A 25,865-nucleotide genomic window follows, 5' to 3' on the forward strand; every position below is an offset into this window, starting at 1 on the left:
TATGTCTCTATTCAAACTCGACAACGTTATCCAAAACTACGCATGGGGCAGTAAAGACTCCATAAACCAATTGTTTGGTATTGTGAACCCAAACCAAGAGCCTCAAGCTGAAATTTGGATGGGTGCTCATCCTAATGGTTGCTCAAAAGTAGGCGACACAGGTGAGCCGCTTTCTCACATGATCGATGAAAATAGAATCGATGTTTTAGGCGGGTACACGGCGGCACGTTTCGGTGAACTACCTTTTTTATTTAAGGTGTTGGCAGCAGAAACACCGTTGTCGATTCAGGTTCACCCAAATAAGCGTAAATCTGAGTTAGGTTTTGAGCGAGAGAATGCACTTGGTATCCCTTTGGATGCGTCTAATCGTAATTACAAAGATCCAAACCACAAGCCTGAACTTGTTTATGCGTTGACGTTCTACAAAGCGATGAATGGCTTTCGTCCTATCGACGATATTATTGCCTTGTTCGAAGAAGTGGATATCCCTTCGTTAGCGATTGAGCTTAATGTACTTAAAGCCAATGCCGACAGTGATTCTCTGAAGTCTTTCTTTAGCGCAATTATGTCGCTTGAGGGTGACCCAAAAGAGTCTGCACTTAACGAGCTTTATGCGGCGCATGCGCGTCCAGCTAAAACGGTGATGGGGCGTGAAGCTCTGCAATACAGCAAAGAGTTCAAACAACATTATCCGGGTGATATTGGTTTGTTTGCACCATTGATGCTTAACACGGTTGAACTGGCACCTGGTGAAGCGATGTTCCTATTCGCAGAGACCCCACACGCTTATGTTCAAGGTACGGGTTTAGAGATCATGGCAAACTCAGACAACGTGTTGCGTGCTGGCCTCACACCAAAGTACATAGATGTTCCTGAGCTTATCGATAACACGATTTTTGAGCCGATTAAGCCAGAAGATATTCGCCTTAAGCCTGTATTGAAAGAGGGCAAGATGAGCTATCCGATTCCAGTGGATGACTTTGGTTTTGATATCTTGTCTGCGACCGATGAAAGTAAGTCACAGTATTTACGTAGCGCGGAGATTTTGTTCTGCGTGGAAGGAGAGGCGAGCGTGACTTCAGAAGGACACACAGTTGCTCTTAAACCCGGAGAATCGGTCTTTGTAAGTAGTAATTCAAGTGTTTACCAATATCAAGGGAATGGCATTTTGGCTCGTGCTTTTAACTAGTGCCCCCGTGCTAGCGATCAGCAAAAGAAATGTCAGAGTGCCACTGTAAAGTGTTACTCAATATTGGATTGATGGTTGTTACCTATCTGTTTTTGACAGCATTAATTATTGACCATACCCGCTACTCTTGCGGGTTTTTTCATAATTAGAATAAGTAGATACAAGCCTTAAGAAAAGACAAACCCTGCGATCAGAGCAGGGTTTTTTATTGAATCAGTACAGAGTGACTGGTTAGGCAATGTGCGTCATTTTTTTAAGCACAAAGGTTTCAATACAGTTTTCAGTCGCAGCTACATACTCTGCAATGTGTTGGCTCGCCAAGTGTTTCTCTAAGTGAGCTTCCGACTCCCAATTCTCATGAAAAACAAAGTGAGCAGGGTTGCTGTTATCTTGGTGTAGATCGTAGTTAATACAGCCGTCTTCAACACGGGTTTTATCGATCAATTTAATCATCTCTGATTTAACAAGCTCAGTTTTGTCTTCTTTAGAGACGATCGTTGCAATAATAGTCAGTTTGCTCATTTTAAATTCCTAAGCTATAAACTCGATAAGTTCCAGTAATATAGTCATATTTTAGATTGAAGAAAGAGCTCTGGAATCCAATAACTATGGTTATCAGCATCCACAATTCGAGTTTGAGAGTATAAAGCCGGTGGCAATCGGTTTCGCTCATTAAAAAAGCCCTCATAGCAATAGGAGGGCTTCTTAGATCTCAGTTGAATGGGTTAGTTACTGAAGTCCGCTTTCACCCAGATCATACGGTGATCTGAAGAGACATCCTTTCCGTTACCATAGTCGCCAATGCGAGTGTCGTTGAACAGCTTGCGCCCTTCTTCATATGAAGCAGCCCAATACACACCAGAATCAACAATGTTCAGCGTTGAAGAAGGCAGAGCGTAATCAACAGCAAGCCCGAATGTAGAAGTAATGCGGTTTGGCTGGGGGTGAGACGATGATTTATCAACGGCATGTTCAGCAGCGCCATAACTAGTAGGGTATAGACTGCCGTTAGTGACTTCTTGGTTAACTAACGAGTCGTTGTGCAAGTTTTGCATTACAGAACTAATACCGTCGCCATCAACCGGATCTAAGTTTTGGTCACCCATCATGACAAAGTGTTTGCCTTGTTCTAAACCGCCAGTTTTTCCAGAATCATCATAGATAAACGATTTGTTTTGGATGTATTGGTGCCAGAAGTCGACTTCTGCAGCATTCTGCTCAATGTTCTTACCCACATCAAAAGCAGGAGGAGTAGGGTGAGACATCAACAAGTGAACCGTTTCTGTTCCATCTTTGGTAGGAATAAGTATTGGAGCATCAACGTGGTTCTTTGACGATAGACGAACTTCTGCCCACTCTTCAGCCGAGTACCATTCATCACCGCAACTCATGCCATCAGGGATCGTGTTTGAACCATCACACACAGTGATCGTTGGAATCGTCGCGCCTTCAAGGTCTTTCCATTTGAACTCTTGGAATGTACGAGTGTTAGCGGTGTCGATTTCGTATTTAGACATTAGAGCGAAGGCGTATTGTCCGTGATAGAAACCGAAGCCCCATGCGTCACCAGGAAGTGTTCCAAAATTACCGTCATTGTCTAAATCAAAACCAAATTCGTTCAATAGACCTGTGTTGGTAGAGTAGCTTTCAAAGTATGGGTATGAGATTGGCTCTAGGTTGGCGTCGCCGCCTGCACCTTCGATACTTTGAGCAACAGAAAGGTAGTTTTTCTGGAAGCCTTCGAGCGCTGATTTGTCGGTGCCAGTACCATCATTGTTAAATTCAGCCATCATAAGCACATCAGGACGATTCTTTTGAATCACGGCTGCTACGTTGCGGATCTGAATAACTTTAGCAGCTGTTTCTTTGTCAGCGGCATCAATCGTATTGTTTAAATAATCGGTGACTAGCGTTGCTTGAACACTTGGCTCAATCTGCATTTCTGTTACAAGGTCTTGGAAGGTGGCGCGATCAAAAGATAAATTATAAGTCGCGATCTTTACTTCTTCAGGTTGAATGTAATCAGTGTCGCTGCTGCAACCAATCAAAAGCGAAGAAGAGATGGCGAAAGCGATAGATGTTTTTAACATTTTCATAAAATGGGTCCGCTGATTGCTGAAAGAATTTTGGGACGCGCATGTTATGAGATGGATATCATTCTGTAAGTGATATTTGTCACAGGAGGAGTTCTGTAGTGACATCTTGTTGCATTGGAAATGTGACATTTGGAACTAGTGTCTGTAATTAGAATAAAGACTTAAAATTCATGAATTTAATTAGAACTGTGAATTAAAAAAGCCCTCATAGCAATATGAGGGCTTTCGCATAAGAAGCAAGCAGCTTTGTTATTTGGGTGTTAAACGTATGGTTTTGCCTTAAGCATATTGTTCCACTGTCATTGCCCAATTTTTCTTCTGTTGTTCGAAGTTCATTTTGATTTGTTGGTAACGAACTTTAAGTACAGAGTGTTCGTATTTTTTCACAACGTTTTCGCGTTTGCTTTCAAGTAGTTGCTTTTTAACTTCGTAATATTCGTTCATATTTGACACGAGTGCATCGAACTCTTGCTGAAGCTTGTCTGCGATTTGTTGCTTGTCGGCGCGGTGCATGATTTTTTGCTGTGTCCGCTTAAGTAGCATGGTCGCTTCTGCTTTTTCAATGCGCGCTTGAGGCGTTTTCTTAAGCTTACTTGCTAGGCCCATCAATGAAGCACTCTTAATCAACCATTTCGTTGGATCGTATTGCCACCAGTAAATGCCATTACGGTAGTCGTTCTCAAAGATGTGGTGGAAGTTATGGTAGCCTTCGCCAAAAGTGAGTACTGCTAACACACCGTTATCACGCGCTGTGTTCTTGTCAGTAAAAGGTTGGCTACCCCAGATATGAGCAAGAGAATTAATAAAGAAGGTTGTGTGGTGGTTAAGTACCAAACGAACCGCACCCACGATTAACAACATACCAATCACATCGCCGTAAATTACGCCTAATGCGATAGGAACACCAATGTTCATGATTAGCGCTAGCAGAACGTAGTGCTTGTGCTGCCACATCACAATCTTGTCTTTCTTCAGGTCGCGACAGTTCTCGTAATCAGTATACATTGCTGTGTTGTAATTACGGATCATCCAACCAATGTGTGAATACCAGAAGCCACGTTTGGCTGAGTATGGGTCTTTGTCGTTGTTGTCGACATGCTTGTGGTGCACACGGTGGTCAGAAGACCAGTGTAGCGCGCTGTTCTGGAGGGCAAATGCACCGCCCAAAGCAAACAGGAATCTTAGGCTTGAATGCGCTTCAAACGCTTTATGAGACCATAAGCGGTGATAGCCTGTCGTAATAGACAGATTACAAAAAGTAAAACAGATCGCTAGCCATATCCAGTGCTCCATACCATAGCCAAAAAAGTAGCCATAAACGGGAGCCGCAACAACAGCAAGCAGCATACTAGAAGAAAAAACAAAAATATTGAGCCAGATTAATGGTGGCTTTTTTGTTGATGGTTTGTCAGCACTATTCATTAGCAAATTTCCATTGGGCTTACATCTGTGCGCTAGAATATCAGCGTACACGTGTAAGTCAATATTGAAAGTGTAAACGTGTATTAGTATGTTTTGCTTAAATATTGTATAAAGGTAGTGTGAAATGTAGTAGCAAGTCATAAATGGAAGTACTAAGGGCTAATAAATGGAAATTAAGGTAGCTGAATATAAAGATTATGAGCGGATTGCCCAATTACACGCGGATAGCTGGAAGCTATATTACCGTGGCATTCTTGCTGATGATTACTTAGAAAATGATGTTTTGGAGGACAGATCTGTTATTTGGCAGACTCGTTTGATTAATCCTCCTTTCAACCAACATGTTTTATTGCTTGAAGAAGGTGGTTTACTGGTTGGTTTCGTCTGTGCGTTCGGGAATCATAACTTTGATCGTGGAACGTTCATTGATGCGTTACATGTCGATAGTAACTATCGTGGCCGAGGTGTAGGTAAGCGCCTATTGTCTGAACTCACTAAATGGTTACAGCAATATTATTCTGATTCGGGGCTCTACCTAGAGGTGATGTCTGAGAACCACCAAGCCATCGCTTTTTATCAGGCGATTGGTGGCAAAGAAGAACTTGAGCAAACCTGGAACGCGCCATGCGGTAGCCAAGTTAAAGAGAAAGTGATTTCTTGGGCTTCTCCACAAGAGCTTGAACAGAAGACTGCAAGTGTTGCGTATTCATAAACGTTCCACTGTCGCGAGTTTCCTTTATAAGAAGATTTTGTATAAACCTTTTTATAAATAAAGATATGAAAGCCCTCAAACTGAGTCAGTTTGAGGGCTTTTTGGTTATGTTGTTTTGATGCTGTTACTTTGAATGCTGTGGCTTTGAAATCCGAATAGGTCTATTCAGACCAAGAGACGCAGTTTCGGCCTTTCTTTTTTGATGAATATAAAGCTTGGTCTGCGTCATTAATGAGCTGTTCAACCGATCCCAATGCTTGTGTGGCGTGTTTGATACCAATTGAAACGGTCACCTCGAATCTTAGCTGAGTCGGGCATGCTAGTAGATCATCTGCGAGCACTCTGATGCCAGCTTCACTTTCGTTCTGAATAATAATCAAAAACTCTTCACCTCCGTATCTAAAGCAGGTGCTGTGTTCTGGCAACGCGTTTTGAATTGCCTCGGCTAATTCCTTGATGACCGCATCACCGGTCTGATGGCCGAAGGTGTCATTGATTGATTTAAAGTGGTCTACATCAATCATGATAGCGGTCATCGATAGCTGGCGATCAATGTTCGGTTCGATAACCTGATGCAGGTATAAGCGGTTGTAACATCCGGTGAGTGCATCTTGATAAGAGAGAGCTTCAAACAGATTAGATTGCTTACGTAGCTGGATGGCTTGTTTACGAAGCTGCTCGGATTGAGTAAAGCGTTTGTGCACTTCGAAATCTCGTCTTAAGCAAGAGGCTGCAATAAGAATGTAAGCTGAAGCGTATACGGAAATCGTTTCTATTTCGTGACTAGGCTCTGCTGCGTAAAGTGATGGTGCCAAGCCAACGATATAGCACAAGAATATAATGGTTAGTGCGCTTAAACTGTATCGAGCGGACATTCTAGAAAATGTCCCCACATAGATCATCACGAGGATGATGCCACCTTGATAATCCAAGTTTCCAAAATCAATGGCGATACGACCAACATAGACGAGAAATAGGGCACTGATGATCAGAAGACAAGCTTCGAGTTGTTGTAAGTGGTTAGGTTTATGTTTAATACAGTAAGCTGCAACGAACATCATGATGACGAAAAGTACCGTTCTCAACACTACCGGGAAAATGCATTGTGCACCGAAATTGATGTAATCGGAGATAATGAAAGTAAAGAAAATGGTGATAGGTACATAGATGAATTTTACGTACGGTAGATAGATTTCATTGTCGAAATAAGTCTTAAATCGTTGGTTTTGAAATCCGGGGTATGAACGCATTGGAGGTAAATCGCTACTGTGTCGCAATAATTTTGTGCAAGTATGTCTACGAGTTTGGTACTTGTAAATGGAAGTTTTTATTTATGTGACAATATGTTAGTTCTAACACCAACTGTAAGGCTTTTTTATGCTCACGCTCTAACTTTTCGTGGCTAGAGCGTGAAAATAACGTACGTTTAAAGACGTTAGCGTTTGTTTTTCAAGTAACGCTTACGACGTTCTTCTTTCTTCTTAATTTGTTGTTCAGCTTTCAGTGCCGCCGCTTCTTCAACTTCGACTAACTCTTTAGTAATCATCTCTGGTAGCTCTAGCGTTACTTTACCTAAAGTACCGTTGCGAAGCTCATGAAGAAGGATTTCAGAACATTTGTGGATGTCTATATGACCGCCTGCACGAAGTGCACCGCGCTTACGACCAATTGCTTCCATCAATTCGATGTCAGACTCTGGCAGCTCTTCAATTTGGTAGCGTTCTTTCAACAGGTGAGGGTACTGCTTAGCTAAGTACTCGACTGTGTAGAATGCCACTTCGTCGTATTCCATTGCCGTATCTTTCACCGCGCCGGTAGCGGCTAGGCGGAAGCCACTGTGTGGGTTTTCTACTTTAGGCCAAAGGATTCCTGGAGTATCTGAAAGGATCACGCCATTTTGAAGGTTGATACGTTGTTGGCGACGAGTTACTGCAGGTTGGTTACCCGTTACCGCAATCGTACGTCCAGCCAAACAGTTGATGATGGTCGATTTACCCACGTTCGGGATGCCCATGATCATTGTACGAATATTCTTACCCATCTGTTCACGGTGCGGTGCTAATTTACGTACTAGCTCCATAACGTGGTTAACTTCTTCTTTAGCGCTGGTGGTAATCGCAATCGCCTTAACGCCTTGCTCTTTCTCGAAGTGCTCAATCCAACGCTCAGTAAGCTCAGGATCCGCAAGGTCGCGCTTGTTCAGTACTTTTACACAAGGCTTATCGCCGCGCAGTGAAGAGATCATTGGGTTTTCACTACTGAACGGGATACGAGCGTCCAGTACTTCGATGATCACATCAACCTGTGGGATAACTTCTTCGATTTCTTTGCGGGCTTTATGCATGTGACCCGGAAACCATTGAATAGACATAGAGATAAACCTTGATAAATATATTTGCTGCACATTGTAAGGGTTCGCTAGGGCGTGTAAAGCGCTATATCGCCTAGAAGAACTACAGAAAAAGACATTTGCGCAAAGATTCTTGGGAGTTCAATTGAAATTGACTATTAAGTTACAATTTAGAACGCGGTACTTATGCGGCTAAGCCTTTGATTCAACTGCTAGCAACTTGAAATGAGTTAGTGAGAGAACGCGTTATTTGAGTCGCCTATTCGGACACAAATAATGCGAGTATTTGCTTGGTTTGCCTCAAAAGTAAATCGAATATTACTAGGGAACTCTATGTTGGAGGTTGGTTTGATTGTACAGATTGAGCTAGGCTTTTTATTAGCTGCTTACGTTCAGCTTGAGCAATGTATATAAATTGGTCGTTGTAGCTTCTTTCGGTGTTGATATATTGTTCGAAATTGACGGGCACTCCTGCAACCGACAACTCCAAATGTAGGTGAGGTCCAGTTGTTCGGCCAGAATTTCCAGTAAGTCCGATTATCTGACCTTTTGTTATGTATTCCCCAGCTAAGACATGCCTTTCTGAAAGGTGAAGGTAGCGTGCGTAGTTTCCATCAGTGTGTTTTATTGTGAGGTAGTTACCTGCAAAACGGTTATATCGAGACTTCAAAACAACGCCGTCGGACAACGAATGAATCTCTGTGCCAATAGGTGTCGCGTAATCCGTTCCAAAATGAGGTGCAATTCGATTCGTTATAGGGTGTTTCCTGTTTAAATCGAATGATGAACTTACTCGATAATGCTGAGAAAGAGGGAATACATAATCATTATTTATTTTATATCCATTTTCGTTATAGATATTATCATCCGCCCCTCTCATAGCAAAAAATTCTATATCACTGCCTAAATAGTAAAAAGCACTGACATATTCTGTGTTTGTACCATCATGTTGGGTTTTTATTGAAAACTTATCACCGTTGTTAACTGATTTAATAATGTCAAAATTATCACCTAATAGACTCAATAGTGATTTTAATTCATTGTTCGTCAAACCAGAGGATAGTATGGAACTGACAAAAGAGTATTTCACAACCCCTGAAACCATTTCAGATGTCGGAGCTGTAGTTGGAATATGAATGCTTTTGGGCTTGGCTATTTTAGGTGCCTGTTTTTTATCAGTATTTGAATGGTTGTAGCTTAGTGATATAGCTGTTGAAACGATCAAAAAAACCATCAAAAGGCCAAAGGAAAGGGTGCGGCGACTTAAATGGCTATTTATTTTCAAATACATAAATTATCAATAAAATTCGGTTAATGGATAAAAATAAGAATTAGATCATAATATTTATTTGTTTTTTTTGCATGTTATTTTAGTTCATTCCTTCTTAATGACTGGCTAAAGGCATAGGGTGTGTTTCTAGAGTGATAAAAAACAAACCTTTCACCTTTTGATTTAGCTAAATTGTACTTTACAAGTAGTTATTATGTCATGTTGAGAAAATTTTAGACGATAATATAATCGCGGCAAAATATACTCTGCCAGAATACTATGTTCACTAAAAATACGCTGAAATCAACATTAGGTCTTATTGTTACGTCGCTTATCTTAAGCGCATGTGGCGGTGGGGAAGGTGGAGGTGATAACACCCCGCCAGCTAGGAATACCGGAAGCATCTCAGGTAACGTTTTTGACGCTCCTGTGAGCGGTGCGAAAATTGAGGTGTTTGAATACAAGGATGGAAGCTTAGGTAGGAAGTTAGCAAGTACGACTTCCGATGCTTTTGGTGACTACAAGGTTGAATTTGAATCTTCGTCGATGCCACTTTTCATCGTAGCTAAAGAAGGCAGTTATACCGATCCCTTAACGAAAAATACAGTGTCTGTCAGTAACGGCAAAACACTGCGTTTAGAAGCCATGCTCAATTACAAAGAAGGGCGTGATCAAAACTTAATGCTGACCCCTTTGACGAACATCGTTTCAGGCTTAACTCAATACAAAGTAGGCAGGGGAGTGTCAGACTCTACTGCTATATCGGAATCACTAAATAGCATTAACGATATGTATGGTTTCGATGTCAATGAAACTACTCCGATAGACATTACTAAAGGTGGTCAAAGTAGTTTTGCTACATCCGGTCACCAATATGGTGCTTTGTTAACCGCTTATTCTTCTTATTCGTACGACCTAATTCAAAAATACGGTGATACTCAGAGTAATATTTACACATCGATGCATTTGGCTGATATCCAATATCGAGATGTCATTGCCGATGGTCTTCTTGATGGGCTGGAAATAAGTACTGTGTCGGGAGGGGTAACCCCTTTGACCTTCGGTCAACAAAAAGTCTCTAGTGATATTTACACTAACGATTTGGCACAGCATGTTCTAATTGTCGTCAATGATCCTAACTTAAATATTTCAGGAACAGACGCAGACGACTATGTTGAGTTTAGCCGTAAGATTAATGACCAAGGCACCAATAGCGGTACTGGCGGTGTGATCCCTCCTCGCGACGAAACCGAAATTGATACCGAAGCGCCTACAGTGTCTAGAACAGACAGTGATGTATTGGCAGGTCTCGATAAGTTGGATATTAAGCTCAATGATGAAATTGGTGTTCAAGGTGTTTCAGCGTACCTTGAATACCAACTGGACGGTGTCTGGTCACTCGAGAGTCAGTGTGACGATGAACAAACTTCGGGTAGTGAGTTTTGTTTCTTGGAATTCGACGGCTTTGAATCTGGTCTTAGAGAAACAAATATTAAAGTAAGTGTAGACACAAAAGCCGTTGACGCGGTAGAAGTTGATTCGGATACGGGACTCTCAAATGTCACTGCTGCACGTTTGGTTTTTTATACGACTGATGTCTTAGGCAACGAATTAGTTCAAGGGCGAGATGCTGGCCACTATATAAACTTTGAATGGGACAACAATGCGCCAGTAATTGACGTAACTTCGGCTAGTTCTATAAACAACAGTGCAAACGAGTATGTGCTCAAAGGTACTGTAAAAGAAGAATCACAAGAAATTGATTCGGTGACTGTTTCATTTAAAGGAGGTTTAGATGACAGTGTTACTTGTTCTGGCACCTACTGTGAATTCAGCAAAAAATATTCAACGAGTGAGTTCGTTTCGATAACGACATTTGAAATTAAAGCCACCGATAGCAACGGGAATATTGGTAAGAAAGTTCACGAAGTCGTTCGTGATGATCAAGCTCCGGCGCAAGTGATTAGCTACCCAGAGAATGCTCCAATGAATTATGTCAATGTTAGTGTTGATGGGGAGCGAGTAACTAAAGAAGATGTTTATACGCAAGATACCTACACATCAGAAACGGTTCAATCCACTCGTGATTATTTGAAGATTGATTACATTTACGCGAGCAAGGGGATTTTGAGCTCAATTCCAGGTGTTGATTTCAGTGACTTTAATGTCAACGACCTCAAAGATAACAAAATACCGTATGTTCGTGTCATAGTATCAGATAGCAATGGAGATACGGGGTTAGGATCTAGTGCCGACAAACTTAAGCTAGTTGTTAAGTATTTAGTAAGCCCAAATAATGATAATAACTATGCGCTTCAGAAGGTAACCGATACCGTAGCGTCTGACGCTAACATACCCCACAAAATTATCTCTGATACTGAAGGGCACGTAAACGAGGTCATCTATTATGTTCCTTTTGTAAAAGAAATACTTGGTGACAACTTCGATTCTACATCCGAGAACAGCAGTCAAAAACTAGTGATTCAAACTATTGACGAATCTGAAAATGAAAGTGCTGAGCAAGAAGTTTATTTTCGTAGTAGTTTCGACTTACCGACAATGACGATCGTTACTCCATTTATCGGGGCTAGTGTGCAATTGGAGGGATTAAACTCGAAGGGAGAGTTTACCTCGCTAGGAAGATGTACCACGATTCAGCACTTAGAAAGTGATGGAACAAATAAAGCACTCGATGTTGCTGGATGCGAAACAACAACCGATGTAGTTAACTACGACTTTATGCGCGTACGCTTAGTTGGAGTTGGTGATAATAATACTCAACCGCATTACTACAAGTGGGAAAATGATCCAGGCGCACGATCAGAACAAGTGAACTTAAATAGCGCGAATATAGGAGCTTACTTTAAACTTGATGGTTCTAAAACTTTTTATATTACTGAGCTAGCAACATACCAAACTGGGCTGTTTGACTCTCAATGGAATCAAGTTGAAGCGGGAAATAAGACTCCTGAGAATGCCGCACTAATTTTAGACGATGTACAATATGCTCTCGCTGGTGGAAGCGATTCATTCTTTGGTTTCGACCCAACGATCGTTTCGTATGCGACGAATGAAATGTTGAAAGGTGCTATTCCGGAAAAACTGCCTAATAATTACATTCATAGGTTTTTAGTAGAAGCGATTTACGACATTACCCAAGTAAACAATATGCTACTAAGTAACTCTGTTGATTTTGCTTCCGCTATTTATGATGACTTGCAGTACGATGGCCAAGCTAACGGTATTGGTAGTGGGGGTAAAAAAATAGTTCTAGATTCATATGAATTTAGCTCAAAGTCTTACCGTAATGACTTAGCGCAATCGTACTATAACATTATGACTGAAAAGTATGGTGTAGCAGCTAACCTAGCTCAGCGATACGCCGACCAGATATCAATGGCGAACCCAAGCCTAGATGGCGAACAGATTATAGACGGTGATCGCGAAAGTATTGATAAATCACCGCCTCAACCTTCGCTAAGTATCGAAAATGGCCGAGAAACATGGGTTGGAAATAAACGTTACGTTGCTGGTGTTTTAGATTCGCGGATTCTTTTGGAAGATCCTTCTGGCATTGTAGTAGAAGAAGGCAGTCAGCCATCATTTGTTACTATGTGGTATGAAAAAACTGAACCGAATACGGGAACCCCAATTGACCTGAATATTCGAGAGTCAGGTGGTGATAGTTATAAAAAAGAGTATTTATTTACCCTTGATACTGAGTCGTCAAATCTCACAGGTATTGACAAGTTTGAGCTTATAACGAGTGCAATGGACGAGCATGGAAATAGCTATGGTTACAATGGATATGATCCCCATATAGAAACCTTATATATCGATAATGATTATCCTTTGGTCACTTACACTCCCCCGATCGGTGGTGACGATAACCCGGTAGAAGAGGGCGTCTACCTGAACACCAATTATAACCAAGAACTCACTTTTACAATTGATGATCCTGTAGGGGATAAGTTGGATAAGCGCGGCCTAACTTTCTATAACGCGGCCACAGGCGAAAGCAATAGTTATGATCCGAACCGTTTTTCAAGTAATGAAGAAAAATATTTTAAGGTGAAACTATGCTCTGGAGACAAATGTAGCGCAGAAGATAATACTCTTAGTCCAGAAGATGGTAATTGGACTGTATATGTGAGTGCTGAAGACAATTTGTCTAATATAGTTAACCGTCAGACGACCAATGCCCCTCAATTTAGTGTATTACTTGATTCAAAAGGCCCGGTAGTAAACGGATCTAAAATTGCCAACCATCTGGGTGGTAACTCAAGTTGGGTTCCTGATATTACTTGGAGTTTAAGCCCGGGAAGCTTGGTTAAAGTCGAAATGAAGGCAGAGTCTGGAAGGCGTTTCACTTTACAACAGTACGAAACCGAACCTGAAGAGAGTACTGAGCCGTATCTCTTTGGTATTCAGCCTAATGTAGAGGTGAGACTAGTTGCCGATGCATTTAAATATAATGAGAAAAACTTTTTCTACGTAACAGCAACAGACAGCTCTTTTCCATTGGGTACACACAGTGGTGAATTTGAATTCTTAGTCGACAATAAGGGGCCAGTAATTGAACTTGCTGACCCGTGGATAATAGATACAAACTCCGGTGAAAGCTATGTTCTTGGCACCAACTTTACGGTGAAGTTTACGTCAGTATCTGACGATTCTGACGTATCTAAAGTTGAACTTTGGCAACAAGATCAAGTGGCTGCAATACGTTCAATTGACCCCAAAGATCCAACGCAGCCTTTTGATTTCGTAATTACAGAAACACAAAGTGACGCTATCGTAATTGGCGAAGACAAAAAGGCGAACCTATATCTTAAAGCTGTAGACGAATATGGATTTGAATCTAAAACAGAAATTAGAACTGTTCTGCTAGATCGCGAAGGGCCATCACTAAAGTTAAATGGGTTTAATCCGGAAAGTTTCTATCTTGGTAATTATGTATTCAACCTTTCTGCTCAAGACTTAAATGACAGGGGAACACCTTCGTCAGAGGGTGTTAACAAAGAAACATTAGAGTATTGGACTTTTAAAGAAAACCCCTCTGATGCAAGCACCTTAGTTGGTGATGAAATGAAGATCCCTTTAGGTGGTGTAAACGATGGCGATAGTGCAATTCGCACAGTCAGATTAGGTGGTTCGGACATTAGAGGAAATACGACAACCGTAGATTATGCGGTTAAAGTTCAGAACTCAATGCCATTTATTCATCCGGTGCTCTTCACATATGAAGATGATGGCACGCCAGTTCCTTCTGTTGGTGGCCAGATACAAATTACTCGTAGTGAACCTGTAATTATCAGTATTGCTGCCGAAGACGAAAGCGGGATCCCGCTAGTTGAAGGTACTTATAAATATGGGGAACAAACCAACAGTATCTCATTTTCTCAGAAAGACGGCTTATGGGAAGCTAGGTTGACAGAGGCCGATCTAACGGAAGACGGAGCCTATCAGCTGGAATTCAAAGTTTATAATAATGTTCGCTATAACTCAGAACAAGAAAGGCCGTCTGCAACAAGGTCAGAAAGTATCAATGTGCAACGTCAAGGCGTAGCTCTGTCAATCGCAAAACCGACTGACTTCCAAAGTCATATATCGGGAAGTACCCTTAATGTTGAATTTGACCCTGTGGATGAGGTAAAAGCGAGAACATTAGAATGTTGGGTAAGAGAAAATTACACATCAGAAGGTGTACCGGAAGATGGTCCAAACTATGCTTATTCAGGTGTTATAACTAATCCTCAAGAGAATTATAAGTGTAGCGTTACAACTGATGTGAATATGTCTGTTTCACCTGTGGTTTTGATAACTAAAACAGTCGGAACGAATGGCACTGAAACTGTTAATAAGTTCAGCTTTAATATGATGGATATCGATGCCCCTACGGTTGAACAAGACACATATCCATTTACTGGCAATGACGTTGGTTTGAATGCCGAAGGTAAGAAAGTTCTGAGCTTAACATTGAGCTTCAAAGACAATCTTTCTGGTGTGGATATTAGTGATGGTAACGAACCGTTATTGGTAAGAAATCAATTAAATGTGTCTTTTGAACCAAAAAGTTGTAGCTCTAAATTGGGTATAACGACATGTACGTATACCGAGTTGTATGCCGATATCCTCTATCCAGGGGCGTTGCAGCATTTATACACGATTAAGAACTTGTCTGATATCGCCGGAAACTTGGGTTCGGATCATGCGTTAGAGTTATTGCTTCCAGCCCAAGGCGATTTAGAAATCGCCATTACGAGCCCTGCTGAAAATACTTTTATTCGAGGTGAGACCCTTGAAATGAAATTCAAGGTGAAGGTTGGAGAAAATTCTGATCTTGAAAATGTCGTCGCAACTATAGATGGTGCGTCATACAATCTAAATGATAACCCAGAGAACTTTAGCCCTTCTTTCATTAAGTGCGAGGATGACTATTCTTGCTCTACGTTTACCGCGCCATTAGGTGACAAACTTGATGGCAAAAAAATTAAGCCGCGAATACAAATTATTGATGTATGGGGTGAATCAAAGAGCGATGAAGTCCTTGTAACGGTCGATAATAGCGTTCCAAATATTGACGATACAGTTACCCTCAATGAATCTCCGGACGATGCTAACTTGGTTAGATTCCAGTTTTCGGTTTGGGATGAAGGGAGTGGAATTGCAAGCGTTAAATACACGTTAAGCAATCCTAAGCATGTCTTCGATAAAGATAACATTCCCGACAATTCGCATCTCTATTTTGATCTTCCGAAAACTGAGTTACAGGGATTGAATTCGATACGAGTCAATGTCGAAGCAACTGACAATGTAGGTTGGACTCAAAACAAAACGATTGATATTGACATTAGGGTACCAACTATTGATTTGGCTTTTGATGGAATAACAAGTTTACAAGGGGATAAGCTTGCTTTTACCAATGAAAGCCAAGCGTTCACCATTACTTCTGATGAGGGAGAGGATGTAAAAGCTGCTTCCTATTCTATAGATTTGGTTCCAGCTTCAGGTAGCACAATTAAGTTTTCTGGAAAAATAGCCTCTTCAACAGCTTCAGATACGATGACATTTGATATCGATGCTCAAGCTGAGTATAGGCAAAAAGTAACCGTAACCGATTCTATCGGGCGAGTCATAACCGACGTTAATGTGCTCAATAAGACTTACGATTCTAAAGGCATTGCGTCCATTGTTGATTACCAAGCTCCGGTCATTTCAAGTATCACCAGTACTCAGGATTCGATGATTCCGGAGGAAGGGCAATATTATTTGGATGTAAGAGCATACGTCTTCGATAAAAATCTAAGCAGTGTTAATTCTACTGCAAACAACGGTACCGATGCCCCGGTAAACCCACAGTTAATTGAAGAACCTATCAAAGACGGTGACCCTTACTTGATACGTTATCTTTTATCTCCTGGCGATTATCTAATAAATGTAACGGCAGACGATTTAGTTGAACACCAGACCGAGAACTCACTAAATGCAAAAGTTGAAGCTGCAAGCATTCCTGAGTTAACAATATCAACGACAGCGTCAATGCCTTTGGCTGGTGGAGTCGAAATTCCTATTTCATTTACCTTTACTGAAGAGGTTAATCAATTTGAATTTTCAGATGTAGATATTCAAGCAAGTGATGGTAATGATATAGGCGAGCTGAAGCAAGCATCATGGATTACAACAGACAACATAACTTGGTCGGTCAATTACATAGCGCCTGAAAAACAAGATAAAAACATAACCATACGGGTCGGTGATAATAGTTACGAAAGCGTAAATACTATCCCCGGAACAGGGGATAGTTTGGTTATGGGGGTCGAAGGTGTACTGCCAACGTTGACCAAAGTGACATTTGATCCTATCCATCAATCTATTGGCAATGTTGTAAATGTAAAGCTTGAGTTTGAAAAAGATATTGCAGAAGGAACAATACTGGCAACCTTAGCTGGTGAGTCTTTGACGCCTTTAACTATGTTAGGTGATGCTAAAACTTGGCAAGGAGCAGTCACACAGTTACCAGACCCGGGATTAAATGAGCAGAAAGCTATATTGATTGTAAGTGGATATACCGATTTAGTAGGAAATGTAGGAAGTCAGGATGAAACTCATTTTCTACCGATAACGCCCGCTATCCAAGTGACTGAACCGGGGGATGTGACGGACAGCAACATCTCTGCGATGAACTTCAGTGGCACGACGAAACGATTTGAAAACAGCGCAGCGTTGACGCTCACCATCACTCCGTTGGGGAGTGACACACCAGTGGCGGGAGTGCCAACGGAAACCGTAACTGTGACCGACGGTCAATGGCAAAGCGGCACGATGGACTTAAGCGGTTTGAGTAACGCTGAATATCGAGTGTTGGTCACGGGTGAGAACACGACGGGTGTTACCGTGAGTGACTCAGAGACCTTTACGCTGACTCAGTCGTTAGCCGAATTAGACGCGGATGCGACCAGTGTCGCGCCGGAAGAAGCCGATGTCGGCGGTGTTGTGACGGTGACCGCCGTGTTTACCAAGGCGGTGTCTAAGCCAACCACGGCGACCTTAGGGTCAAACACCGTTGTATGGACATCCACGGGCGCTGCACTACAGACGTGGGTTGGTAAAGTGGCGGCATTGACGGCGAGTGATACAGAGCAAGTGTTGAGCTTAACCATCAATGGATTCAGTGATGAATTGGGGAACGCGGGTCAAGAGCAAACGAAGGCCGCAGCGGTCAAAGTGACGCCTGTGATCCAAGTGACTGAACCGGGGGATGTGACGGACAGCAACATCTCTGCGATGAACTTCAGTGGTACGACAAAACGATTTGAAAACAGCGCAGCGTTGACGCTCACCATCACTCCGTTGGGGAGTGACACACCGGTGGCGGGAGTGCCAACGGAAACCGTAACTGTGACCGACGGTCAATGGCAAAGCGGCACGATGGACTTAAGCGGTTTGAGTAACGCTGAATATCGAGTGTTGGTCACGGGTGAGAACACGACGGGTGTTACCGTGAGTGACTCAGAGACCTTTACGCTGACTCAGTCGTTAGCCGAATTAGACGCGGATGCGACCAGTGTCGCGCCGGAAGAAGCCGATGTCGGCGGTGTTGTGACGGTGACTGCTGTGTTTACCAAGGCGGTGTCTAAGCCAACCACGGCGACCTTAGGGTCAAACACCGTTGTATGGACATCAACGGGCGCAGCACTTCAGACGTGGGTTGGTAAAGTGGCGGCATTGACGGCGAGTGATACAGAGCAAGTGTTGAGCTTAACCATCAATGGATTCAGTGATGAATTGGGGAACGCGGGTCAAGAGCAAACGAAGGCCGCAGCGGTCAAAGTGACGCCTGTGATCCAAGTGACTGAACCGGGGGATGTGACGGACAGCAACATCTCTGCGATGAACTTCAGTGGTACGACGAAACGATTTGAAAACAGCGCAGCGTTGACGCTCACCATCACTCCGTTGGGGAGTGACACACCGGTGGCGGGAGTGCCAGCGGAAACCGTCACCGTGACCGACGGTCAATGGCAAAGCAGCACGATGGACTTAAGCGGTTTGAGTAACGCTGAGTATCGAGTGTTGGTCACGGGTGAGAACACGACGGGTGTTACCGTGAGTGGCTCAGAGACCTTTGCGCTGACTCAGTCGTTAGCCGAATTAGACGCGGATGCGACCAGTGTCGCGCCGGAAGAAGCCGATGTCGGCGGTGTTGTGACGGTGACTGCTGTGTTTACTAAGGCGGTGTCTAAGCCAACCACGGCGACCTTAGGGTCAAACACCGTTGTATGGACATCAACGGGCGCAGCACTTCAGACGTGGGTTGGTAAAGTGGCGGCATTGACGGCGAGTGATACGGAGCAAGTGTTGAGCTTAACCATCAATGGATTCAGTGATGAATTGGGTAACGCGGGTCAAGAGCAAACGAAGGCCGCGGCGGTCAAAGTGACGCCTGTGATCCAAGTGACTGAACCGGGGGATGTGACGGACAGCAACATCTCTGCGATGAACTTCAGTGGTACGACAAAACGATTTGAAAACAGCGCAGCGTTGACGCTCACCATCACTCCGTTGGGGAGTGACACACCGGTGGCGGGAGTGCCAACGGAAACCGTAACTGTGACCGACGGTCAATGGCAAAGCGGCACGATGGACTTAAGCGGTTTGAGTAACGCTGAATATCGAGTGTTGGTCACGGGTGAGAACACGACGGGTGTTACCGTGAGTGACTCAGAGACCTTTACGCTGACTCAGTCGTTAGCCGAATTAGACGCGGATGCGACCAGTGTCGCGCCGGAAGAAGCCGATGTCGGCGGTGTTGTGACGGTGACTGCTGTGTTTACCAAGGCGGTGTCTAAGCCAACCACGGCGACCTTAGGGTCAAACACCGTTGTATGGACATCAACGGGCGCAGCACTTCAGACGTGGGTTGGTAAAGTGGCGGCATTGACGGCGAGTGATACGGAGCAAGTGTTGAGCTTAACCATCAATGGATTCAGTGATGAATTGGGGAACGCGGGTCAAGAGCAAACGAAGGCCGCAGCGGTCAAAGTGACGCCTGTGATCCAAGTGACTGAACCGGGGGATGTGACGGACAGCAACATCTCTGCGATGAACTTCAGTGGTACGACGAAACGATTTGAAAACAGCGCAGCGTTGACGCTCACCATCACTCCGTTGGGGAGTGACACACCGGTGGCGGGAGTGCCAGCGGAAACCGTCACCGTGACCGACGGTCAATGGCAAAGCGGCACGATGGACTTAAGCGGTTTGAGTAACGCTGAATATCGAGTGTTGGTCACGGGTGAGAACACGACGGGTGTTACCGTGAGTGACTCAGAGACCTTTACGCTGACTCAGTCGTTAGCCGAATTAGACGCGGATGCGACCAGTGTCGCGCCGGAAGAAGCCGATGTCGGCGGTGTTGTGACGGTGACCGCCGTGTTTACCAAGGCGGTGTCTAAGCCAACCACGGCGACCTTAGGGTCGAACACCGTTGTATGGACATCCACGGGCGCTGCACTACAGACGTGGGTTGGTAAAGTGGCGGCATTGACGGCGAGTGATACAGAGCAAGTGTTGAGCTTAACCATCAATGGATTCAGTGATGAATTGGGTAACGCGGGTCAAGAGCAAACGAAGGCCGCGGCGGTCAAAGTGACGCCTGTGATCCAAGTGACTGAACCGGGGGATGTGACGGACAGCAACATCTCTGCGATGAACTTCAGTGGTACGACAAAACGATTTGAAAACAGCGCAGCGTTGACGCTCACCATCACTCCGTTGGGGAGTGACACACCGGTGGCGGGAGTGCCAACGGAAACCGTCACCGTGACCGACGGTCAATGGCAAAGCGGCACGATGGACTTAAGCGGTTTGAGTAACGCTGAATATCGAGTGTTGGTCACGGGTGAGAACACGACGGGTGTTACCGTGAGTGGCTCAGAGACCTTTACGCTGACTCAGTCGTTAGCCGAATTAGACGCGGATGCGACCAGTGTCGCGCCGGAAGAAGCCGATGTCGGCGGTGTTGTGACGGTGACTGCTGTGTTTACTAAGGCGGTGTCTAAGCCAACCACGGCGACCTTAGGGTCGAACACCGTTGTATGGACATCAACGGGCGCAACACTTCAGACGTGGGTTGGTAAAGTGGCGGCATTGACGGCGAGTGATACGGAGCAAGTGTTGAGCTTAACCATCAATGGATTCAGTGATGAATTGGGGAACGCGGGTCAAGAGCAAACGAAGGCCGCAGCGGTCAAAGTGACGCCTGTGATCCAAGTGACTGAACCGGGGGATGTGACGGACAGCAACATCTCTGCGATGAACTTCAGTGGTACGACGAAACGATTTGAAAACAGCGCAGCGTTGACGCTCACCATCACTCCGTTGGGGAGTGACACACCGGTGGCGGGAGTGCCAGCGGAAACCGTCACCGTGACCGACGGTCAATGGCAAAGCGGCACGATGGACTTAAGCGGTTTGAGTAACGCTGAATATCGAGTGTTGGTCACGGGTGAGAACACGACGGGTGTTACCGTGAGTGACTCAGAGACCTTTACGCTGACTCAGTCGTTAGCCGAATTAGACGCGGATGCGACCAGTGTCGCGCCGGAAGAAGCCGATGTCGGCGGTGTTGTGACGGTGACCGCCGTGTTTACCAAGGCGGTGTCTAAGCCAACCACGGCGACCTTAGGGTCAAACACCGTTGTATGGACATCCACGGGCGCTGCACTACAGACGTGGGTTGGTAAAGTGGCGGCATTGACGGCGAGTGATACAGAGCAAGTGTTGAGCTTAACCATCAATGGATTCAGTGATGAATTGGGGAACGCGGGTCAAGAGCAAACGAAGGCCGCAGCGGTCAAAGTGACGCCTGTGATCCAAGTGACTGAACCGGGGGATGTGACGGACAGCAACATCTCTGCGATGAACTTCAGTGGTACGACAAAACGATTTGAAAACAGCGCAGCGTTGACGCTCACCATCACTCCGTTGGGGAGTGACACACCGGTGGCGGGAGTGCCAACGGAAACCGTAACTGTGACCGACGGTCAATGGCAAAGCGGCACGATGGACTTAAGCGGTTTGAGTAACGCTGAATATCGAGTGTTGGTCACGGGTGAGAACACGACGGGTGTTACCGTGAGTGACTCAGAGACCTTTACGCTGACTCAGTCGTTAGCCGAATTAGACGCGGATGCGACCAGTGTCGCGCCGGAAGAAGCCGATGTCGGCGGTGTTGTGACGGTGACTGCTGTGTTTACCAAGGCGGTGTCTAAGCCAACCACGGCGACCTTAGGGTCAAACACCGTTGTATGGACATCAACGGGCGCAGCACTTCAGACGTGGGTTGGTAAAGTGGCGGCATTGACGGCGAGTGATACGGAGCAAGTGTTGAGCTTAACCATCAATGGATTCAGTGATGAATTGGGTAACGCGGGTCAAGAGCAAACGAAGGCCGCGGCGGTCAAAGTGACGCCTGTGATCCAAGTGACTGAACCGGGGGATGTGACGGACAGCAACATCTCTGCGATGAACTTCAGTGGTACGACAAAACGATTTGAAAACAGCGCAGCGTTGACGCTCACCATCACTCCGTTGGGGAGTGACACACCGGTGGCGGGAGTGCCAACGGAAACCGTAACTGTGACCGACGGTCAATGGCAAAGCGGCACGATGGACTTAAGCGGTTTGAGTAACGCTGAATATCGAGTGTTGGTCACGGGTGAGAACACGACGGGTGTTACCGTGAGTGACTCAGAGACCTTTACGCTGACTCAGTCGTTAGCCGAATTAGACGCGGATGCGACCAGTGTCGCGCCGGAAGAAGCCGATGTCGGCGGTGTTGTGACGGTGACTGCTGTGTTTACCAAGGCGGTGTCTAAGCCAACCACGGCGACCTTAGGGTCAAACACCGTTGTATGGACATCAACGGGCGCAGCACTTCAGACGTGGGTTGGTAAAGTGGCGGCATTGACGGCGAGTGATACGGAGCAAGTGTTGAGCTTAACCATCAATGGATTCAGTGATGAATTGGGGAACGCGGGTCAAGAGCAAACGAAGGCCGCAGCGGTCAAAGTGACGCCTGTGATCCAAGTGACTGAACCGGGGGATGTGACGGACAGCAACATCTCTGCGATGAACTTCAGTGGTACGACGAAACGATTTGAAAACAGCGCAGCGTTGACGCTCACCATCACTCCGTTGGGGAGTGACACACCGGTGGCGGGAGTGCCAGCGGAAACCGTCACCGTGACCGACGGTCAATGGCAAAGCGGCACGATGGACTTAAGCGGTTTGAGTAACGCTGAATATCGAGTGTTGGTCACGGGTGAGAACACGACGGGTGTTACCGTGAGTGACTCAGAGACCTTTACGCTGACTCAGTCGTTAGCCGAATTAGACGCGGATGCGACCAGTGTCGCGCCGGAAGAAGCCGATGTCGGCGGTGTTGTGACGGTGACCGCCGTGTTTACCAAGGCGGTGTCTAAGCCAACCACGGCGACCTTAGGGTCAAACACCGTTGTATGGACATCCACGGGCGCTGCACTACAGACGTGGGTTGGTAAAGTGGCGGCATTGACGGCGAGTGATACAGAGCAAGTGTTGAGCTTAACCATCAATGGATTCAGTGATGAATTGGGGAACGCGGGTCAAGAGCAAACGAAGGCCGCAGCGGTCAAAGTGACGCCTGTGATCCAAGTGACTGAACCGGGGGATGTGACGGACAGCAACATCTCTGCGATGAACTTCAGTGGTACGACGAAACGATTTGAAAACAGCGCAGCGTTGACGCTCAACATCACTCCGTTGGGGAGTGACACACCGGTGGCGGGAGTGCCAACGGAAACCGTCACCGTGACCGACGGTCAATGGCAAAGCGGCACGATGGACTTAAGCGGTTTGAGTAACGCTGAATATCGAGTGTTGGTCACGGGTGAGAACACGACGGGTGTTACCGTGAGTGACTCAGAGACCTTTACGCTGACTCAGTCGTTAGCCGAATTAGACGCGGATGCGACCAGTGTCGCGCCGGAAGAAGCCGATGTCGGCGGTGTTGTGACGGTGACCGCCGTGTTTACCAAGGCGGTGTCTAAGCCAACCACGGCGACCTTAGGGTCAAACACCGTTGTATGGACATCCACGGGCGCTGCACTACAGACGTGGGTTGGTAAAGTGGCGGCATTGACGGCGAGTGATACAGAGCAAGTGTTGAGCTTAACCATCAATGGATTCAGTGATGAATTGGGGAACGCGGGTCAAGAGCAAACGAAGGCCGCAGCGGTCAAAGTGACGCCTGTGATCCAAGTGACTGAACCGGGGGATGTGACGGACAGCAACATCTCTGCGATGAACTTCAGTGGTACGACGAAACGATTTGAAAACAGCGCAGCGTTGACGCTCAACATCACTCCGTTGGGGAGTGACACACCGGTGGCGGGAGTGCCAACGGAAACCGTCACCGTGACCGACGGTCAATGGCAAAGCGGCACGATGGACTTAAGCGGTTTGAGTAACGCTGAATATCGAGTGTTGGTCACGGGTGAGAACACGACGGGTGTTACCGTGAGTGACTCAGAGACCTTTACGCTGACTCAGTCGTTAGCCGAATTAGACGCGGATGCGACCAGTGTCGCGCCGGAAGAAGCCGATGTCGGCGGTGTTGTGACGGTGACTGCTGTGTTTACTAAGGCGGTGTCTAAGCCAACCACGGCGACCTTAGGGTCAAACACCGTTGTATGGACATCAACGGGCGCAGCACTTCAGACGTGGGTTGGTAAAGTGGCGGCATTGACGGCGAGTGATACGGAGCAAGTGTTGAGCTTAACCATCAATGGATTCAGTGATGAATTGGGTAACGCGGGTCAAGAGCAAACGAAGGCCGCGGCGGTCAAAGTGACGCCTGTGATCCAAGTGACTGAACCGGGGGATGTGACGGACAGCAACATCTCTGCGATGAACTTCAGTGGTACGACAAAACGATTTGAAAACAGCGCAGCGTTGACGCTCACCATCACTCCGTTGGGGAGTGACACACCGGTGGCGGGAGTGCCAACGGAAACCGTCACCGTGACCGACGGTCAATGGCAAAGCGGCACGATGGACTTAAGCGGTTTGAGTAACGCTGAATATCGAGTGTTGGTCACGGGTGAGAACACGACGGGTGTTACCGTGAGTGGCTCAGAGACCTTTAACGTGTCGCAAGCGTTACCTATTTTGACTAGCGCAACATTTAATCCGCCGCACCAAGCGATAGGTCAGAACGTATCGGTCAGTCTTAAGTTCGATAAAGCGCTGCAAGCGGCCAGTGCTGAGTTAGGTGGCACGGTCATCTCGCTGACGCAGAGTGCGGACGCCAGCGTGTGGACGGGCAATGTCGATGTACTAGTCGCGACGTCGTCTGATTTGACGGTGGGTTTGGTGGTGAAAGATTACCAAGATTTATCGGGTAATGTGGGGGCGCAAGACAGCACACATTCGCTGCCTATCACGCCAACTATTAGTATCTCTACGATCAACAGCGGTAACGATGTTAATGAATCAGAGTCACCTACATTGATTCTCGATGGTACTACGGTTCGTTTTTCTGAAGGAGATAAGTTGAGCCTAAGTGTCACGGACAGTGGGGGAGCGAAAGTTTCAGATGCTGAGGTGCTGGTTGGTGAAAACGGAGTTTGGCAATACGAACTGACTATTGATCCAATCGAAGGTGGGTCTGTGACGGTGTCACTACATGGTGCCAATGAACTTGGAGCCGATGCTACTTTGGTTGAATCTACATTTACATTAAATAAGGATGTGAGCGCTGCAGTGGTCGTAGTGCCAAGCTTATTACGACAACTGCTTATTTACGACAAGGGCACAAAACTAGCAGCGTAACGCTAATCGTTATATGGAAGATTAGACAAAGGTCTGCCTATTAGGCAGACCTTTTTGCAAATGTATCTCAGGTTGTTGGAATTTGAGTATGTATCCGGGGCTTAATCATTTTTATTACCCTCAATTTGATTAAGAAAATTATTGTACACCAGTGCCCAATATTGATTAGTTTAGTGATGCTGAGTCATTGAAATGAAAATTATTTTGTTTTTCCTGTTTCATTATTTAGTCATATTTTCAGCTAGATAACTAATATAACTGGTGATGCAATCAGAATGGCAATTGCATAGATATTTTGCATAGTAGTTTTTGGTGTTATCTCTATAAAAGTGCCATCTTGATATTAAATGCATAATATATATAGTGTTTATATCACATCGTTATTTGATGTGGTGTTCTGCATTTTGGTACTTTAGTACCACCCTTTTAAGCCAATTTAGTGTTCCAAA

General features: G+C 45.4%; 9 protein-coding genes. 3 read left to right on the plus strand and 6 right to left on the minus strand.

Annotated elements, in window-relative coordinates; genetic code table 11:
* Position 1 precedes the first annotated feature (1 nt).
* On the plus strand, positions 2-1,189 hold the full coding sequence (gene manA, locus QUF19_RS24030; protein ID WP_286300429.1) for a mannose-6-phosphate isomerase, class I: 1,188 nt from the start codon (positions 2-4) through the stop codon (positions 1,187-1,189).
* A gap of 231 nt (positions 1,190-1,420) precedes the next feature.
* Here manA and QUF19_RS24035 read toward each other — a convergent pair whose 3' ends face one another.
* From QUF19_RS24035 to QUF19_RS24045, 3 genes are all read right to left on the minus strand, one after another.
* A complete protein-coding gene (locus QUF19_RS24035) occupies positions 1,421-1,711 on the minus strand; it encodes a putative quinol monooxygenase (RefSeq protein WP_286300430.1) in 291 nt (96 codons plus the stop codon).
* Between the two features lie 203 nt (positions 1,712-1,914).
* Positions 1,915-3,285 carry an endonuclease/exonuclease/phosphatase family protein gene (locus tag QUF19_RS24040; protein WP_286300433.1) on the minus strand — a complete coding sequence of 457 codons (1,371 nt, stop codon included), beginning with the start codon at positions 3,283-3,285 and terminating at the stop codon, positions 1,915-1,917.
* A gap of 279 nt (positions 3,286-3,564) precedes the next feature.
* Complete coding sequence (locus QUF19_RS24045; RefSeq protein WP_286300436.1) at positions 3,565-4,707, minus strand: acyl-CoA desaturase; 1,143 nt, start codon at positions 4,705-4,707, stop codon at positions 3,565-3,567.
* A 166-nt stretch (positions 4,708-4,873) separates the two neighbouring features.
* Here QUF19_RS24045 and QUF19_RS24050 point away from each other — a divergent pair, with 166 nt between their 5' ends.
* Positions 4,874-5,419: a GNAT family N-acetyltransferase gene (locus QUF19_RS24050; protein WP_286300438.1), complete on the plus strand. Its 546-nt coding sequence runs from the start codon at positions 4,874-4,876 to the stop codon at positions 5,417-5,419.
* A 161-nt stretch (positions 5,420-5,580) separates the two neighbouring features.
* On the opposite strand, the gene QUF19_RS24055 is transcribed toward QUF19_RS24050, so the two are convergent.
* The 3 genes from QUF19_RS24055 to QUF19_RS24065 form a co-directional block, all read right to left on the minus strand.
* On the minus strand, positions 5,581-6,669 hold the full coding sequence (locus QUF19_RS24055) for a GGDEF domain-containing protein (RefSeq protein ID WP_286300441.1): 1,089 nt from the start codon (positions 6,667-6,669) through the stop codon (positions 5,581-5,583).
* 185 nt (positions 6,670-6,854) lie between these two features.
* On the minus strand, positions 6,855-7,790 hold the full coding sequence (gene ylqF, locus QUF19_RS24060) for a ribosome biogenesis GTPase YlqF (protein ID WP_029224358.1): 936 nt from the start codon (positions 7,788-7,790) through the stop codon (positions 6,855-6,857).
* Between the two features lie 310 nt (positions 7,791-8,100).
* Complete coding sequence (locus tag QUF19_RS24065; RefSeq protein ID WP_286300446.1) at positions 8,101-9,060, minus strand: peptidoglycan DD-metalloendopeptidase family protein; 960 nt, start codon at positions 9,058-9,060, stop codon at positions 8,101-8,103.
* 258 nt (positions 9,061-9,318) lie between these two features.
* Here QUF19_RS24065 and QUF19_RS24070 point away from each other — a divergent pair, with 258 nt between their 5' ends.
* A complete protein-coding gene (locus QUF19_RS24070) occupies positions 9,319-25,416 on the plus strand; it encodes a tandem large repeat (protein WP_286300448.1) in 16,098 nt (5,365 codons plus the stop codon).
* Positions 25,417-25,865: the final 449 nt, after the last annotated feature.

The organism is Vibrio sp. FE10 (assembly GCF_030297155.1).
Taxonomy (GTDB): domain Bacteria; phylum Pseudomonadota; class Gammaproteobacteria; order Enterobacterales; family Vibrionaceae; genus Vibrio; species Vibrio apostichopi.